The sequence below is a fragment of the Bacillus sp. V59.32b genome (assembly GCF_003429085.1).
Lineage (GTDB): Bacteria > Bacillota > Bacilli > Bacillales > DSM-1321 > Peribacillus.
The window spans coordinates 101,198-115,889 of record NZ_QVTC01000007.1; the positions used below are offsets into that span (position 1 = coordinate 101,198).

General features: G+C 40.9%; 13 protein-coding genes. 11 read left to right on the top strand and 2 right to left on the bottom strand.

What is annotated here, in order from left to right; translation table 11 throughout:
• Positions 1-61 precede the first annotated feature (61 nt).
• The gene (locus D0463_RS02130) at positions 62-3,343 is read left to right on the top strand and encodes a lamin tail domain-containing protein (RefSeq protein ID WP_160118344.1); all 3,282 of its coding nucleotides are present in this window, start codon (positions 62-64) and stop codon (positions 3,341-3,343) included.
• A gap of 35 nt (positions 3,344-3,378) precedes the next feature.
• Positions 3,379-4,608 carry a metallophosphoesterase gene (locus D0463_RS02135; protein WP_117304556.1) on the top strand — a complete coding sequence of 410 codons (1,230 nt, stop codon included), beginning with the start codon at positions 3,379-3,381 and terminating at the stop codon, positions 4,606-4,608.
• Between the two features lie 39 nt (positions 4,609-4,647).
• On the opposite strand, the gene D0463_RS19265 is transcribed toward D0463_RS02135, so the two are convergent.
• Positions 4,648-4,812: a hypothetical protein gene (locus D0463_RS19265; RefSeq protein WP_160118345.1), complete on the bottom strand. Its 165-nt coding sequence runs from the start codon at positions 4,810-4,812 to the stop codon at positions 4,648-4,650.
• A gap of 220 nt (positions 4,813-5,032) precedes the next feature.
• Here D0463_RS19265 and D0463_RS02140 point away from each other — a divergent pair, with 220 nt between their 5' ends.
• The 8 genes from D0463_RS02140 to D0463_RS02175 all read left to right on the top strand — a co-directional run bounded on the left by D0463_RS02140 (position 5,033) and on the right by D0463_RS02175 (position 12,947).
• Positions 5,033-5,416 (top strand): Uma2 family endonuclease, encoded by a 384-nt coding sequence (locus tag D0463_RS02140; protein ID WP_160118346.1) that lies wholly within the window; start codon positions 5,033-5,035, stop codon positions 5,414-5,416.
• A 268-nt stretch (positions 5,417-5,684) separates the two neighbouring features.
• A complete protein-coding gene (locus D0463_RS02145) occupies positions 5,685-6,905 on the top strand; it encodes a CynX/NimT family MFS transporter (protein ID WP_483295711.1) in 1,221 nt (406 codons plus the stop codon).
• 158 nt (positions 6,906-7,063) lie between these two features.
• On the top strand, positions 7,064-7,522 hold the full coding sequence (locus tag D0463_RS02150; protein WP_117304562.1) for a DUF948 domain-containing protein: 459 nt from the start codon (positions 7,064-7,066) through the stop codon (positions 7,520-7,522).
• A 288-nt stretch (positions 7,523-7,810) separates the two neighbouring features.
• Entirely contained in the window at positions 7,811-8,179 is a 369-nt protein-coding gene (locus D0463_RS02155) for a DUF948 domain-containing protein (protein WP_117304563.1), read from the top strand.
• A gap of 180 nt (positions 8,180-8,359) precedes the next feature.
• Positions 8,360-9,235, top strand: a complete 876-nt coding sequence (locus D0463_RS02160; protein WP_117304565.1) for a DMT family transporter — start codon at positions 8,360-8,362, stop codon at positions 9,233-9,235.
• Between the two features lie 465 nt (positions 9,236-9,700).
• Positions 9,701-10,408 carry a Na-translocating system protein MpsC family protein gene (locus D0463_RS02165; RefSeq protein WP_254052691.1) on the top strand — a complete coding sequence of 236 codons (708 nt, stop codon included), beginning with the start codon at positions 9,701-9,703 and terminating at the stop codon, positions 10,406-10,408.
• Positions 10,409-10,612: 204 nt separating this feature from the next.
• Positions 10,613-11,053 (top strand): anti-sigma regulatory factor, encoded by a 441-nt coding sequence (locus D0463_RS02170; RefSeq protein WP_117304567.1) that lies wholly within the window; start codon positions 10,613-10,615, stop codon positions 11,051-11,053.
• 967 nt (positions 11,054-12,020) lie between these two features.
• Positions 12,021-12,947: a DMT family transporter gene (locus D0463_RS02175; protein ID WP_117304569.1), complete on the top strand. Its 927-nt coding sequence runs from the start codon at positions 12,021-12,023 to the stop codon at positions 12,945-12,947.
• A gap of 46 nt (positions 12,948-12,993) precedes the next feature.
• Here D0463_RS02175 and D0463_RS19550 read toward each other — a convergent pair whose 3' ends face one another.
• Positions 12,994-13,143 (bottom strand): hypothetical protein, encoded by a 150-nt coding sequence (locus D0463_RS19550; protein ID WP_174234278.1) that lies wholly within the window; start codon positions 13,141-13,143, stop codon positions 12,994-12,996.
• Between the two features lie 291 nt (positions 13,144-13,434).
• Here D0463_RS19550 and D0463_RS02180 point away from each other — a divergent pair, with 291 nt between their 5' ends.
• Entirely contained in the window at positions 13,435-14,565 is a 1,131-nt protein-coding gene (locus D0463_RS02180) for a glycerate kinase (protein WP_117304571.1), read from the top strand.
• The last annotated feature ends 127 nt before the right edge of the window (positions 14,566-14,692 follow it).

The window sequence follows — 14,692 nt, forward strand, 5'->3', positions numbered from 1 at the left end:
CTTCATATACCACTATTAGACTTATTTTGAAAAAACTATTATTTGGGGAAAGAGGATGAAGATGAAAAGAGTAGAATTAGGGAAACCTCTTGCAATGTTTCTTGTCTTTATTTTAAGTTTTACAGGACTTTTCACACCTGTTGCCTTCCAAAACGTGTCGGCCTCAGAAAAACAGGGACTAGTCATTACCGAGATTATGCCGAATAATAAGGGCGCAGATGATTACGAGTATTTTGAAATACATAACAACAGCGGGCAGCCGCTGAATCTGGCAGATTATAAATACTTTTATACATACAGCGATGGATCGGGATCGAACATACCGCTTTCCGTCGGGGAACACACCATCGACCAGGGTCAAACTCTTGTATTCTGGTATAACAAAAGCAATAAAAATAAAGCGGATTTTCTTACTCATTATGGTGCAAGCATAGATGCGGAGTCTATTCTGGAATTCTCAGGTGCCGGCTTCACCGGTTTTTATAATGGAGGAAACCGGTCGATTGTCCTTCAGGATAACACCGGAAACGCGATCAGTTCTGCAGCCTATCTGCCAGACGATATCGGTGACGGGTTGTCCGCGCATTTCAAGCTGCCTTCATCGGGTCATGATATGGAAACATTCCTGAAGAAATCGGAGCCGACTGTCGGCAAGGTTGATCCGTTACAGCTCGTCCCAACAGAACAGCCTGCGGATAAAGAAGCACCTGTAATCACGCACGAGCCGGTAACGGCAGGGAGCTCTGCAAATGATCTGACGGTAACCGCAAAAGTTACCGATAACAATAAAGTGGATAGTGCGACACTCTTTTATAAACAGGAGGAAGAAGGCACTTACTTACAAGCAACAATGGCACTTTCTGCAGAAGAACAGATATATAAGGCAGTCATCCCTAAAAACGAGCTTTGGTCTGAAACATTTTCCTATTATATAGAAGCAACAGATGGAATCAATACAAGCAAAACCGAAACGTATACCGCAGCAATCGAACAACCGCCTTACGATACACAAAAAGTTCCTCCATTGCTTGTCACGGAAATTGTTCCGGATTCAACCAATGTCGGAAAGCTTGATGGCTATGAATTTATTGAGATTTACAACAATAGCGACAAACCGGTAAATTTCAAGGATTACAAGATTCAGTACCGCTACCCGGCAGAGGGTCCGGAAGCGGATTTGGTGTGGCCTTCTGATAAAGAAGATGTCGTGATTCCTTCAAAGAAATCGCTTGTTTTTTGGATCATTAACGCTGATAACGGTTCGAAAACGGTTGCTGATTTTAACAAGCATTACGGAAGCCAATTGACAGAGAACGAGAATATCGTCCGGATCCACTCCGGGGGCATGGCGAACGGCAGCCACCGTGGAATTGTTATTGCCACGAATACGGGCAAGGAGACCTCAAGAGCTTTTTACAATGATCAGCCGAATGTGAATGACTCAGCGGCGAACAAAGGAATTCTTTACCGGTTCCCGACTTCAGAAGGCACCATTGACTCGACGAAAATCAGCAGCGCTAAAGAACAAGCGACACCTGGTAAGGTGGCAGGTATTCAAATACCGAAGGCGCCTGTAGATTCAGCAGCAGATTCAGAACATCCGACGCTTCAACTCATCGCGCCAACACAAGCAGTGAAGGAAGAAAACAATTTAAAAATCAGCTTTGATGCGAAGGATAACCAGGCTGTTAAGACGCTTGCGTTCTATTACCGGTCAAACGCTGAGGCCGATTACAAGAAAATCTATCTTCGTGAAAACTATGATGATGGGCTTTACCATCATACGGTTTATTCGCCTGAACTGATCGGGAAGGATTGGGTCGAATATTACGCAATGGCTTCAGATGGAGCAAACACTGTCGCGACTGAAAAACAAAAAGTAACGATTACAAGAGAAGTATCAACGACAGGATTGCGATTGAACGTAAAAGATCATGACCTGCTATCCGGTGAAAAGACGATAAAAGCAACCGATGACAGTGAACAGCCGAAGCTCTTAATTGACAACAAGGAAATCAATCATACGTTCAAATCCATGGAGAATAAGGCGTACTTTGCTTTTGATGTTAAGAAGACGAATCTTTATTTCAAAAATGGTGTGACGATGGGAAATGAAACATTAAAAATCTTTGACGATACCATTAACAGCTATGAAACGATGTCGGTTCCCATCTCACCAGATAAAATGCAAATCAATGAAGATACAGTGATCACCGTAAGATCCGGGACAAAGGTTTCTCCTTTTGATCCGGTTTCAGAAGAGAACCGGGACGACTTTTATATTAAGAATATCCGCCTTGTTTTGTCTGACGGGACAACGATTTATGATCCGGATTTTAAAGATGTCGACAAGGAACTCCCAATAGGAGATAGTGCCGGTTCGCATGTATTTCTCGATTTCCGCTTCAACATTCCTTCTGACAAGTTCAATTCTGTCGCTTATAAATGGAATACGAAGCTTGAAAAAGAAGGGGAACATGAAATAAAAGCACGTAACAGCGAAGGAAAAGAGACCAAAGCGAACGTCCGGGTCGACAATACAGCCCCAGAGATTGAAACGAGTGTCTTGGAGGGACAGGAATATAAGGGAGACTTTGATATAAACGCGACGATCAATGATGCGATCAGCAGCGTTGAAAGCTTTGAAGCCACTCTTGACGGGAAGAAAATTGAACTTCCCTTTAAGACTTCCTCCGCAGATTTGACTGCGGGTAACCATGTCTTTACGGTTACAGCGATTGATAAAGCAGGGAATAAGGGAGAAAAGAAAGTAACTTTCTCAGTCGTGGAAGAAATGCCGCGTCAGCCTGAGGTTATTACACCAAAGGATGGGGAAACAAATGTGAACCCTAATCCGAAGCTGTCTGTTCGCGTAACGGATCCAACCAACGATAATATGGATGTTTCCTTTTATCAAGGGTTTAAGTACAATTCGGAAAATAAAGCAAATATGATAGTCTCACAGCATGCATCCGATACAGAACCGCCGAAGGTAATGAAACTGGACGGGGAAAAAGAACTTTCCGAGACAGAGTTGGAGGCCATTGAAAAGCTGGACGGAACATACACGACAACCAGTTCCACCGAACAATTTCCGTATCAGCGTTTTGAGATCAAGCTTGATGCCGCTGTAAAAGATTCAGACCAAATCGAGTTGAAATGGAACGGAAAATCCCTTCCCGGGCGAAAAGTCACCATGTATGCCTGGAACCATGCGGAAGGAAAATGGATTGCTGTGGATTCAAAAGTAGCCGCTAAGGAAGATTTCCAATTAAAAGGCACCGTGTCAGGACCAGCATTTGTTAAAGACCGTGCTGTCCAGGTGATCGTTCAGGATAAATAGCCGTTTCAAATAATTACGTTTATTCATTCGTTTGGATGTCCGACACGCAGTATTATTCTGAAAGCTATCCGCACATCTATCAGAAAATGACAGACTGGGTCAGTGCGAACAAAACTAAAAGTAACATTAAGTATGTGTTCCATACCGGCGACCTTGTCAATATCGCCGAAGACCCGAAGCAATGGAGCTACGCCGACGAATATATGAAGACACTTGAAAACGCAAAGGTCCCTTATGGTGTACTGGCCGGAAATCATGATGTTGGCCATAAAACCGGAGACTATACGGAATATTATAAGTATTTTGGTGAGAATCGCTTTAAAGATCAAAACCATTATGGCGAATCCTACAAAAATAACCGCGGACATTACGATCTGGTTTCTGCTAATGGAAATGACTACATTATGCTCTATATGGGCTGGGGTGTAAATGATGAGGATATCGCCTGGATGAATGAAGTTCTCGCAAAGCATCCGGATCGAATGGCGATCCTTGCGTTCCACGAGTATATGCTTGTGTCCGGAAACCGCAGCCCGGTCGGAAATAAGGTTTTTGAAGAAGTGGTTGTTCCAAATAAAAATGTCATCGCAACACTGAGCGGACATTATCATGACAGCGAAACCTTAATCAGTGATGTTGATGATAACGGAGATGGAACACCTGACAGAAAAGTATATCAAATGCTTGCCGACTATCAAGGCGGACCTGAAGGCGGGCAAGGATTTATGAGATTGCTACAAGTAAATCCGTCAGAAAATAGGATTTATGTGAAAACATATTCACCATATCTGGATAAGTATAATTTTTATGACCCAACCGTATATCCCGGTAAAGATGAATTTGTAATCGAGCTTGGAGATCTGCAGCCAAAAGAAAAACAAGTAGCCACAGACTATTTTGAAGCAGCCGTGTTCACAGATAAAGAGATCGGCACAGTGAAAAATATAGGCAGCGGGAAGGTTGCCACTGTTAAATGGAAGCATCTCGATAAAGCCAATTCCTACGCTTGGTATGTCAAAGCAACTGATTCCTACAAAGGAAAAGCGGTGTCAGATATTTGGCAGTTTACAATGAAAGGGAAGGCGAAAGGGAAAGAAGAAGAACGAGAAGAGGAAAGAGAACAAGAATCAGAAGAAAAGAGGGATAGTGAAAAAGAAAAAGATAGAGAAAGAGAAACCGAGAAAAAAGAAAAAGACAGAGGAAAGGGAACAGAAGCAAGTGATAAAGAGGTCGAGATAGATAATAAGGAAAAGGCAGCTAAATAAGAATCAGCGAGAGGCACCTTCCAATAACCGGAAGGTGCCTTACTTTAAATGCTTAGTATAATCTTGCCTATATACGTTGCCTTTTATTTTTCTGAACAGTTGTACTCCTAACAAAACAGCCGTACATGACGCCCCGATGATTAAAAGGCCAACATAAAAAAGCAATAGAAAAGCGGCCAGGTAAGTGAAGATGAGTGCTTCCATATAATTCACACCTTTTAGTCTAAGATATGAATAGTGGACGAAATATGGGAGCGTTTTTAGCGAAAATGTATGCGTAGTTGTTAAAATGTGCGCGGAAGTTAGGAAAGAGCTAAACTTGAAAATCAATTTTTCTTTCGCATCTGATTTGAACGTCCGTTTTGTTCGGCTATCATTATCTTTAAAATGTTGTTAAACTATGGTTAGTAAGTGGGGGGTTGTAATGAGTTCCATTAAACCTGATCCTAAGAAAGTAACATATGCTGAATATTTAACATGGCCTGACGAACCGCGCTATGAAGTTATTGACGGCATTCCTCATAAGCAATCTGTACCATCCCGGAAACACCAACGAATTCACCCAGCTAACAGGAGAACTGTATATCCTTCTACGTGGCACAAAGACCGCATTGAAAAACTGAACGTATACCAAAAACATGGAGTAAAAGAGTATTTATTAATCTACCCCAATGAAAGAGTAGTCGAGCAATATATCCTCACAGAAGAGGACGTATATGGGACACCCTTTATATACAAAGAAGAAGATGTTCTCCGTTCGTTTGTTCTTCAAGGATTTGAAGTGGCCATGATTGATATATTTTCATAAGGGTCCATTTACTTGGCTGATTTTCTTGTGGTTTTAGACTTAAAATTCATCTTCTAGTGTGAATGACATGAAAAAGGGTACACTCTTCGGAAATTCTTGGAAAGAATGCTTCTTGGAGGAGAACTATGCCAATCCTAAGACCTTAGTCTGTTAATTTGGTTAAAAAGGTGAATGTACTGTCATAGCCATTTGGTTATAACATGGATTTTTAACAATTATTTAAAACTGTCTGCTTCGGCTTGAAATACAAAAAGGATGATTTTACTTGATAACAAAAAATAAAATAACTCAAACCCATGCTTCTTCCAATCTCGCAGTCTCTGTGCTGATTCTAGGCATCATATTCGCAGCAGCCAACCTCAGAGCCCCTCTAACAAGTGTTGGACCGATTGTCGATTCGATTAAGACGGAATTGAACATTTCCAATGGATCAGCAGGTATGTTAACAACCATCCCGCTGCTGGCATTTGCGGCCGTTTCACCACTCGCTCCTAAAATCGCCCGCCGTTTTGGGACAGAGTACACACTCTTTGGAGCGATGATTGTATTGGCGGCAGGGATAGCTCTCCGTTATGTTCCCTCTATTGAAACATTATTTCTAGGCACTGGCTTGCTCGGTATAGCAATTGCCATCTGCAATGTACTTCTGCCCGGATTAGTTAAACGAGAATTTCCGAATAAAGTCGGTCTTATGACGGGTACATACTCCCTTTCTATGAATCTATGGGCAGCAATAGCCTCAGGGGTTAGTATTCCCATCTCTCAGGGCTTCGGCCAAGGCTGGCGTTCTTCGCTTGTATGCTGGATTCTACTTTCCCTCGTTTCCCTAGTATTATGGCTGCCACAGCTGCGTTCAGCTAATAAGCCAACGAGTTCTCAGAAAAAGGGCGGCTCTGTATGGCAATCCGGCCTCGCCTGGAAAGTTGCTTTGTTTATGGGGCTGCAATCCACAGTCTTTTATACTGTCATAACCTGGTTTCCTTCCATGCTTCATGAACAAGGATTAAGCCATTCGACAGCAGGCTGGCTTTTGTCATTGGCCCAGTTTGTAAGCCTTCCAGCTTCCTTCTTAATCCCAATTTGGGCAGGGCGTCTTGCTAACCAACGGGGCCTCGTAGGGTTCATTGTGCTTTGTTTGCTTCTTACCTATGCAGGGCTGTTGAGCGGGAGTCCAACATTTGCCCCATTTTGCGCAGTGCTCGTTGGAATTGCCTTAGGGGCAGCCTTCAGTTTGGCCACGATGTTTTTTGTTTTGCGGACACAAAACGCTCATCAAGCAGCAGAGTTATCGGGAATGGCCCAATCGATTGGATATTTATTGGCCGCGGTTGGACCGGCACTTTTTGGCCTTATTCACGACTTCACTCATAGTTGGACGATTCCTATCATTATTCTTTGCGTAGCAGCGATTTTACTATTTATTGTTGGAATGGAAGCCGGAAGCAGGAAATTTGTAACCATTTCGGAGAATAGAAAAAAGGAAATATAAATGTACAAGAAGACTCTTTTTTTGGTATATCATTGCCAAATGAAAAGAGTGCAACAACTCGATACTGAAGCTCCCCCGACTTCAGCTATATTCCTGTAACTACGGGAATATAGCTTGAGGCACGTACATAAAATGAAAGGGAAAGGGAGGGGAAGCTCATGATTATTAAGGTCAGCGTTGCCAGTGCTTCAGTTGCCTTTGTTTGTTTGGCCGCTAAATTGATTCAGACACTCGGGGAAACCCAACGCACAATTGCTGAAGTGAGAAACAGCGTTACTGGCCTGACAGAGGAATCCCAACGGTTGATCCATTCCGCCAGCCAAGTCACTGACGATATCAAAGATAAGATCCACTCATTTGACCCCTTGTTAGAATCGGCCCAGGATGTAGGAGAAGTGATCCACAGTGTAACAGATACGGTTAAACGATCTGGTATCATTCCAAATAACGAAGCTGTGTCAAGAGAAAACGGTGCCACTAATCATCATCGAGAAGATGCAGCGAGTTCTGTGTCCAGTAAGGACCAACCAGCAAGAACATCCAACTTTAAAACCAGTGAAGATGCCCCGGTAATCAGGTCTACACCAAATGGGGGAGTGAAGATTAGGTTAAATTAACGGCTGCTCTCCACTTCACAGGCAATATTGATGTGTTACCGGAATTTATCCTTAGATACATACGAATGCTGCTTCCCGAGCGCAAGGGGATATAGGCATTTGTATTTTTTTGGCAGAAATGAAAGTGGAAATGTTCCTCTCTGCATAAGTGCAACTTCGTCTAATCTCCGCCTTACGGCTCGTCAATCGACGAGTTTTCTTTATTTTCGGATAAATTCGGATTGGAAATATATAAGGAATATCTGCAGTGCTTGTACATAAATTGGTTAAAAAGGAGGAGTTGTTTTTATGCTTATTGAATTCAGTGTTGCTGCCATCGCAATTGCATTTATCTGGCTGGTCATATTTCTTATCGGGTTGCTCCAAAAAGGAATGGTGACACTGGGAGAAACCAACAAGACCCTTAGTGAGGTGAGGAACGCGGTCCAGGACCTCACGCAGGAATCCAGGGAGCTGATCCATACAGCCAATCAAATCACGGTCGATGTGAAGCATAAAATGCGGACTGTGGATCCATTACTGGAATCTGCTCAGGATGTCGGCGAAGTCATTCATAACGTCACAAACTCGGTAAAACAGGCAGCCAACTTCCGCGGAAACACTATGCCCCCGGATGCAAATAGAACCTCATCCAATCCTAAAAGAAATATACGATAATATTTTATATACGTTTATGAGTCTATTTAAAGCCTTATAGCCGGGTTAGTTTCAACCTTGCGATAAGGTTTTTATTATGCATGTAAGCGAATTTACATACACGGATGAAAGAGGTATGTTACTATTTGTTTAAAATCCATTCTAGGATATTAAGTCAAGGTACATGCCGGGGAGCGGATTATGAATCGATATTATTACATATTGCTAGTTATCTTGACTACTTCGCTTATGGGCTCATCCTTTGCGGTCGGGAAAATAGGGTTAACGTATGTTTCTCCTTTACTGCTTGTCGGCTTGCGGTTTACGATTGCAGGTTTAATCATGGCAATGCTGGTCATTAAAAAACCGCATCCTAAGTTGCCGTCCGATTGGGGAAGAATCCTTCTTACCGGACTCTTCCAGACAGCTGGAGTAATGGCCTGCATTTTTCTGAGTTTAAGAACGATACCGGCTGGAGAATCCTCCATACTGACTTTCAGCAATCCTCTTATTGTTGTTATCCTGGCCAGTCTTTTCCTTGGCTCTAAATATCAGTTTTCCCATTGGGCGGGTGTTGTGGTTGGATTTGCAGGGGTGTTTCTTACCCTCGGCTTTCATTTACAGCTGAAGGAAGGAACCATGCTTGGAGTAGGCTCGGCTATTTCGTGGTCGATTGCCACGATTTTGATTAAAAAGTGGGGCAGCCGATTTAATATATGGGTGCTGACTGCTTATCAGATGCTGTTCGGTGGACTGGTTTTATTGATGCTGGGACTAACCGTTGAAACCCCTAAGCTGATCATAAACCCGACTTCCGTTTTTATTATTTTGTGGCTCGCCATTATGGCTTCGATTATCCAGTTTGCGATATGGTTCTACTTGCTGAATGAAGGCGATGCAGGCAAAACGAGTGCATTTATCTTTCTGGCTCCTTTTTTCGGAGTTCTTTCTGGGTGGGTATTGTTAGGCGAAGTAATACAATGGTATGTCTATCTGGGAGGCTTACTGATTTTCCTTGGAATCTTTCTTGTGAACTGGACTTTTTCAAAAAAAGAGCAAGGCAGGAATCTTACATAAAAAGATATGGATTAAGAATCGTGTTACATGAAAAGAAATTCCTTAATTTTTCTCAAGTGCTAAATTTGTTTCGTAGTCTTTTGGAAGCAGATAAGAAATTATGTGAAAACTTTCAAAAACGGGAAGGAATGGAATGGGCATAAAGAGAAAGTAATATTAAGGAAATTTAAAGTAATAATAAGGAAATTTTTATTTACAAGATATATATGGATAATGTACTATAAATGAACAAACATAAATCTCCAATTTAATGATGGGTGGAAACAAGCTAGGCAATAGAACTAGATGTAAGCCAAAAAGCATGGTCAAAGACCTTCTTTTTGGCTTGTTTTAGTGGATAAAAAAACTGAAAATATTTTGGATTTTATTCTTTATAAGCATTAAGTATTCATCTTATACTAATCTAAAGAACTAGAAAATGGATGAAATGATCAAATAGTAGACATATGCCAAAGGACGAATTATATGAATGTATTGGAAAGAGATCGTGAAAAAGAATTGGGCAGTTATATCGGAAGGCTGCTTCGGGAAAATTTCGGAAGGGGCCCGGAATCGGTATTTGCAAGTATTAATAAGCCATTTATCACTGTTTATATTACAAACTTCTTATCCCCGATGGAAAAAGCGTTAGTCAATCAGGAACAGAGCATCTATGTTGAAAAAACCAGGGACATGTTAATGGAAACATTAATTGAAGAAATTAAAGCATACATAAAAATACATATTGGGATGGATATTGAGGAATTTTATTACGATTGGAATTTGGATTCGCCTTCTGGCATGTTTGTGGCCATAAGTGCGGAAAACAATCAATCTATTATAGATTCCTACGAGAATCAAGATGAAATTCATAATGAGATTGCTCGAGTAAGTAAAGAGGCTGAAAAACAGCCGGATACTATTTATTCGTACTTCATTAATTCCCGTACATTACTTATCATCCGGACCGGCTTCCTTGTTAACATTGAGAAGGAATTAATTAAACTCGGCTTTCAGGATACCTTGAGAGTCACGAAACGAAATCTTGAGAAAAGACTTATTCACGAACATCGCTACAATTTCGAAACGTATTTGGATGCACAGTTAACGGATTTTTTTGTTGACTGGGACTTTGAAAGAGATCGAAGCAGCATCATCTTTATTTTAAAGCCAAATAAAAAATCAGGGCGGTAATAAGCTAGGCAAAAGAACTAGATGTAAGCCAAAAAGAAGAGTAATCCATCTTCTTTTTGGCTTTTTTATTGGTAGGGGATAAGATTCGGCAGATTACCTAAACCGAAAAACTATGTGAATTGACAGTATGGCGACTGCAAATATGAGCGCGAGAAATAAAAAAATTGGCCTGTATGGTACTCGCCAATTAGTAAGGAGATTTGAATGGCGCATAGAATAATAGTCGATATTCATAAAAATGAAGATATAGCAGAGGCAAGACGAAAAGGCAGAGAATTATCAAAATCACTTCGTTTTGGAAATGTAAATCAGGTTAGAATCATTACTGCCATTTCTGAACTGGCGCGAAATATAGTTTTGTATGCAGATTATGGACAGATTTCTATAGAACAAATGTTAGTAGAGCATACGGTGGGCATAAAGGTAATCGCCAAAGATAGTGGCTGGGGAATAGAGGATGTAGCAAAAGTGATGAAGGATGGATATTCAACCTCTAGCGGTCTCGGTTTCGGTCTTCCCGGTGTTAGAAGGTTAATGGATGAATTCAAAATCGAATCCAGAGTTGGAAAAGGAACAGAAGTTACCGTAATTAAATGGAGGGAAGATGTGCGCTTTAAAAGCAGTGATAGAGGGACAGTAATCTGAATCGATGAAATGAAAGATGAAAAAAAGAGTATTAACCTCTTTCCTTAAGGACTTTCTTTCTGTTTTTCTCACATTAATAATCCTTTAACTTCCTCTCCATTTTTCCTACATGTTTTTTAGCAGTAAGCTCATAGGTTGGATATAACGTTTCAATGCTTGGCAGACATCTTATCTCGACCATTATTTAAGTTGATTTTCATTTCTTGGATGCAATTAAACATTGAAGTGATGCTGAAACTGCAAGCAAAATGATAGTTGAATAAATTTCTTTGTATGAATCATAAAATATTTATAAAAGCCTAAGAACTATGATAATTAAAGGTTTAGTTTAACAAAAGTAATCGATAAGTCGAGTTGGTGTTTAGTATATGGTAAATGAGTTGGGCAAATAGGGGGCTGCTATGAAAAGTCTCATTAGATTCTTATTATCAATTGCATTATTGGCTGGGATAAACTTGGCTATTACCTATGTTCTTAATGTTACATTTATTGATTTTTCCATTCCAGTTGGAATTTTAGGTAACCTCCTAACAGCTTCCAGGGTGATTTCTCAAGATTTGTAAGTAACAGTATAAGAATGGACACACAAGCTACAACAGGTATGAAGATTGATGCAGAAACTAAGAAAAGACCAGAAAAATGTTCTGTCTTTCTGTATACCTCAGTTTTTTACACTATTATTGCATTCATCTTAACGTTATTTTACTACAAAAAATATCTTATCTAATAGATTTGATAGAAGACCTTCAATTTTGAAGGTCTTCTTTTCTTTTCGGGACAGAGACAACATTGTGTTGCCGCCGTGGCAATCATGGTCCTACTACTAATGGTTATCCTGTGCTAATTGTACTAAGAGTAGGTCGATAAGTGCTTAGCGGTATCAGAGTCAATGTATTAAAAAGCAAGATTTCGAATGAAATCCAAATCAAACTTTGACATAATAAGAATAGAAAGAAGGGAATAAATCATGATTCGACTGTACGGGGCCTTAGTCGGGCTTAGTTTGATTTGGGGATTATCGTTTGTTTTTATGAAGTGGCTGTTGGAGCCTGCGGGGGTGTGGGGTATCGTTTTTCTTCGCTGCTTGGCCGGGGCCATCATCCTGCTTCCAGTTTTATGGTGGAAACGTAAGGAGATAAACTGGAAGTTACCATGGAAAGCATTGGTCCTTGTAGGAATTTTCAATTGCGGCTTGGCCTGGGGATTGATTCCCTTGAGCGAAACAGTAATAAACAGCACGACCGCTTCCATTCTTAACGCAACGACGCCGATCTGGACGGGACTTATTGGATTTATTCTATTTTCGTATGTTCTTAGCGGCCGTCAGTGGATTGGAATCCTTATCGGATTTTTCGGGATACTCGTGTTAATGGATTTTCAATTTGGACAGCTTTTCGGACAGGATTTCGTCGGGGTTGGAACGATGTTGCTAGCCGCTATTTGCTATGGGTTTGCCGGTCAATTTACGAAACGATTCTTAACTGGCACCGGTGTATTAGTCATAACAACATTTACTTTACTAACTGGTGCGGTTATCGGTTTCATCGGTATGCTGCTTACGGAGCCGATTAAGCTAGACATGTTGCTGGAGCCTTTACCTATATTCGCCATCATCGGCCTGGGCTGCTTTGGTTCAGGACTTGGGCAGCTTATCTATTTTTATATTAACACGAAGGGAAGTCCAGAACTGGCAGCAACCGTTACTTACCTGATTCCTGCGACCGCCATGATTTGGGGCTATGTCCTGCTTGGTGAGGCAATCACACCGAATTTAATCATCGGCTTGCTTATTATTTTCGTTGGGGTTTATCTTTCTTCGAGGAAGTCGGGGAAAAGTAGGGGAGACGATGCTTCAAAAAATAGAGACCAGGAAGCGGCTTTGCAGGCAAAATAATGAAGGCAGTCCCCATTTACAACACGGGGACTGTTCTTTTTTCTAGTTACCGTTTGACCGGGTTAGCCTGATACGGATTACAGCCGATGGATTTTCTAATTTCGTTCGTAATTTGAGGTAGTTTGGTAACGCTTTCATTTATCTGCGATAATTGAAACTTAACACTGCCGTCGTAATAAACCGGTTTCTTTTCCACAGGACCATCTCCTTAGTTTTAATTATACAATTTAATTATAAGTCTTTTGAACTATAAAACAACATAATTCCAAAATTTATAATATTTAAATTAAATAGTAATGAAGGGTGTTTAAATGAGAAGATTAGCAAAACGGCTAAGATATTAATAATAGTGTGGGTTATCATTAAATGATATTTCCTTGAAAATCCATTTTTCTGTGAGTAAGATGGATATAGCAATGGTATTTGGTAAATAAAAAACGAAATAGAAAGACAAAAACTATCTGTTCAACAGGAGTGGAGGATGTTTATGAAGATCGTCATAGCCCCGGATTCTTTTAAAGAAAGCTTGACGTCCATGGAAGTGTGCCATGCTGTTGAGAATGGCTTCCGAAAAATTTTTCCTTCTTCTGACTATGTGAAGATCCCGATTGGTGACGGTGGTGAGGGTACCGTTCAATCCCTTGCTGATGGAACGGACGGCAGACTAGTGAGCTTGTCTGTTACAGGGCCGCTTGGAAATAAAGTAGATGGCTTCTATGGAATTTCAGGAGACGGTCAAACGGCCTTCATTGAAATGGCGGCCGCCTCAGGTCTTCATTTGGTGCCAAAGGAGCAAAGAAATCCGCTGCTTACCACGACGAGGGGGACAGGAGAGTTAATTTTTGATGCTTTAAATCGCGATGTTAAGCAAATTATTTTAGGGCTCGGCGGATCAGCTACAAACGATGGCGGTGTTGGTATGGCAGCCGCTTTAGGAGTGAAGTTTTTCAATAAGGCGGACGAAGAAATCCCGCCACAAGCTGATCATCTAAATGATTTATACCGTATAGATATTTCTAAATTGGATGTACGCTTAAAAGACATAAAAGTTGAAGCCGCCTGTGACGTCATGAGTCCGCTTGTAGGTGAAAAGGGAGCTTCTGCCGTTTTTGGTCCCCAAAAAGGGGCAACGGAAAAAATGATAAAAATCCTAGACAAAAATCTACACAACTATGCCGAAGTAGTAGAGAACTGCTTACACGTGTCCATAAAAGATCTACCTGGCGCTGGAGCAGGAGGCGGTTTAGGAGCGGGAGTGCTAGCTTTTCTAAACGGAGAATTGAAAAAGGGAATTGATATTGTATTAGATTTTACGAATTTTGAACAACTGGTAAACGATGCGGATCTGGTCATAACAGGAGAAGGTCAGATTGATTCGCAAACGATTTATGGCAAAGCTCCGATTGGGGTAGCTAAAAGAGCAAAAAAATATGATATTCCGGTTATCGCGATTGCGGGATCTATCGGTTCCAATTATGAAGCGGTGTATGATCATGGAATTGATGCTGTTTTCAGCATTGTGAATGAGATTACAACGTTGGAGGCTTCACTTGAAAATGGAAAGTTGAATATGGAAAAAACAGCAGAAAACGTGGCAAGGCTGCTTCGCATTAAATGAAGTAATCAACTTGATTATTTGAAATTGTCAAACATAAGATGCCTAAAATAAATGGGTACTGAAGATATCAGCGATTATTATTTTTTTAGCGCTGTTATTTAAATTTAAGAGATATTACAAAAATCTA

Excerpts from the sequence above, each read along its gene's own strand:
- D0463_RS02130 (WP_160118344.1), top strand. The coding sequence starts at position 62 with ATGAAAAGAGTAGAATTAGGGAAACCTCTTGCAATGTTTCTTGTCTTT.
- D0463_RS02135 (WP_117304556.1), top strand. The coding sequence starts at position 3,379 with ATGTCCGACACGCAGTATTATTCTGAAAGCTATCCGCACATCTATCAG.
- D0463_RS19265 (WP_160118345.1), bottom strand. The coding sequence starts at position 4,812 with ATGGAAGCACTCATCTTCACTTACCTGGCCGCTTTTCTATTGCTTTTT.
- D0463_RS02140 (WP_160118346.1), top strand. The coding sequence starts at position 5,033 with ATGAGTTCCATTAAACCTGATCCTAAGAAAGTAACATATGCTGAATAT.
- D0463_RS02150 (WP_117304562.1), top strand. The coding sequence starts at position 7,064 with ATGATTATTAAGGTCAGCGTTGCCAGTGCTTCAGTTGCCTTTGTTTGT.
- D0463_RS02155 (WP_117304563.1), top strand. The coding sequence starts at position 7,811 with ATGCTTATTGAATTCAGTGTTGCTGCCATCGCAATTGCATTTATCTGG.
- D0463_RS02160 (WP_117304565.1), top strand. The coding sequence starts at position 8,360 with ATGAATCGATATTATTACATATTGCTAGTTATCTTGACTACTTCGCTT.
- D0463_RS02165 (WP_254052691.1), top strand. The coding sequence starts at position 9,701 with ATGAATGTATTGGAAAGAGATCGTGAAAAAGAATTGGGCAGTTATATC.
- D0463_RS02170 (WP_117304567.1), top strand. The coding sequence starts at position 10,613 with ATGGCGCATAGAATAATAGTCGATATTCATAAAAATGAAGATATAGCA.
- D0463_RS02175 (WP_117304569.1), top strand. The coding sequence starts at position 12,021 with ATGATTCGACTGTACGGGGCCTTAGTCGGGCTTAGTTTGATTTGGGGA.
- D0463_RS02180 (WP_117304571.1), top strand. The coding sequence starts at position 13,435 with ATGAAGATCGTCATAGCCCCGGATTCTTTTAAAGAAAGCTTGACGTCC.